Source organism: Actinosynnema sp. NPDC049800 (genome assembly GCF_040656635.1).
Taxonomy (GTDB): domain Bacteria; phylum Actinomycetota; class Actinomycetes; order Mycobacteriales; family Pseudonocardiaceae; genus Actinosynnema.
Genome location: NZ_JBFAMT010000123.1, coordinates 1 through 1,632, shown reverse-complemented (window position 1 = coordinate 1,632; position 1,632 = coordinate 1). Strand labels below are relative to the sequence as shown.

General features: G+C 77.3%; 1 pseudogene. It reads right to left on the bottom strand.

Annotation, left to right across the window (positions count from 1 at the left end):
* Positions 1–453: pseudogene (locus AB0I91_RS44595) on the bottom strand (hypothetical protein); the annotation flags it as partial.
* Positions 454–1,632: the final 1,179 nt, after the last annotated feature.

Sequence of the window (1,632 nt, the reverse complement as noted above, 5' to 3'; positions counted from 1 at the left end):
CAGCTCTCCCGGCACCAACAGCTCCGGCAACAGCTCCTCCGGCAACGGCGACTCGTCCACTTCGGACACCTCCGGTAACGGCACGGGGACCGGCAATGGCGACGGCACCGGCACACCGCCGGCCAACCGTCCGGGCGACAGCACCACCACCTCCGGCACCACCACCGATCCGACGACCTCCTCGGCGTCACGGCCCGGCCGGGGCGACCCGACCGACGTGCCCACCCCGACCAGCCGCCCCGGACGCGATCCCGGCAGCCCCGACAACGACCTCCCGCGCGGCAACACCGCCGGCAACCCGCCCCTCGGCGAACACCGAGGCGGCCCCGGCGGACAGCCCGCACCCGGCAGCCACGGACCCAGCAGCCACGGAAACGGCAGCCCGAGCGGCGGCTCACCCAGCAGCGGCAGCGGCGGCGGCGCTCCGAGCAGCAGCAGCAACCCGGGTGGCAACGGCAACCCAGGTGGCGGCAGCCCGAGCACCGTCGGCGGTCATGGCGGCGGCAGCGGCAGCGGTAGCGGCTATGGCAGTGGTGGAAACGGCGGTTCGCACAGCGGTGGGGGCGGCAGCCCCAGCGGTGGGGCGCCGACGCCGCACAGCTCCCCTCGTTTCGACCAGACCTCCGCGGCCAACGCCGCGGCGCCCGAAGCCCCATCGCGCCCCGACCAGCCCCACACCGGTGGCGGTCCCAACACCGGGAACCCCAACACCGGTTCACAGCCCAACCAGCCCGGTCCGGCCGGTGGTGCGCCGTCGGCCGGCGCGCCAGGTGGCGGCAACCCCGGTGGTGGCGCGCCCGGCGGCAGCGGACGTCCGGGCGGCGGTGGTTGGACCGGTACCCCGGGCAGCCGGGGTGACGTCGGCTCCGGCATCCCGACCGCACGCGGGCCCGAGAACGTCAGCCCGTCCGCACACGGGCCGTCCCGTACCAACCCGTCCCAGGCAGGGCCTTCACACGCAGGTCCCGCACACGCAGGACCTTCACACGCGGGTCCGGCGCACGCGGGTCCGGCGCACGCAGGTCCCGGCACGCCTCACCACGGCCCGGCCTCGCCCAACACCGGCGTGCCGGGCACCCCGCACAGCGGTCCCCGGCACGCGGCCCCGAACCCCTCCCACACCAATCCCACCGGCGCCGGCCCGGGCCACACGCGCCCGCAGAACGGTCCGACGCCACCGCCGGCCGGTCCGCCGCACGCAGGTCCGCCGCGTCCCGGTCCGACCTACCCCAACGCCCCGCACAACGCGCCGCACAATGGGCCGGCCACCGGGCCCGCGCGGCCGTACTCCCCGAACGGCCCGGCGCACACCAACCCCTCCCAGAACACCCCGCACAGCGGGCCGCCCAACCGAGGCCCGGCCGGCCCACCGCACCAACGCGACGCCGGCCCCGACTTCACCCGCCCACGCGGCGACGGCCCGCCGGCCCCGCGGCACCCGGACACGCACACACCCGCTCCCCGCCGGGACCCGGATGGCCAAATCCCACCGCGGCGCGATCCCGACGGCGTCCCCGGCCAACGCCGAGACCCCGACGCGTGGACCCCGCCCCACCGCGACCCCGACCCGAGCACCAACCGGCCGGACAACGACACCCCGAACGGCGACCGCCCCGACAGCGGCCCCGACAC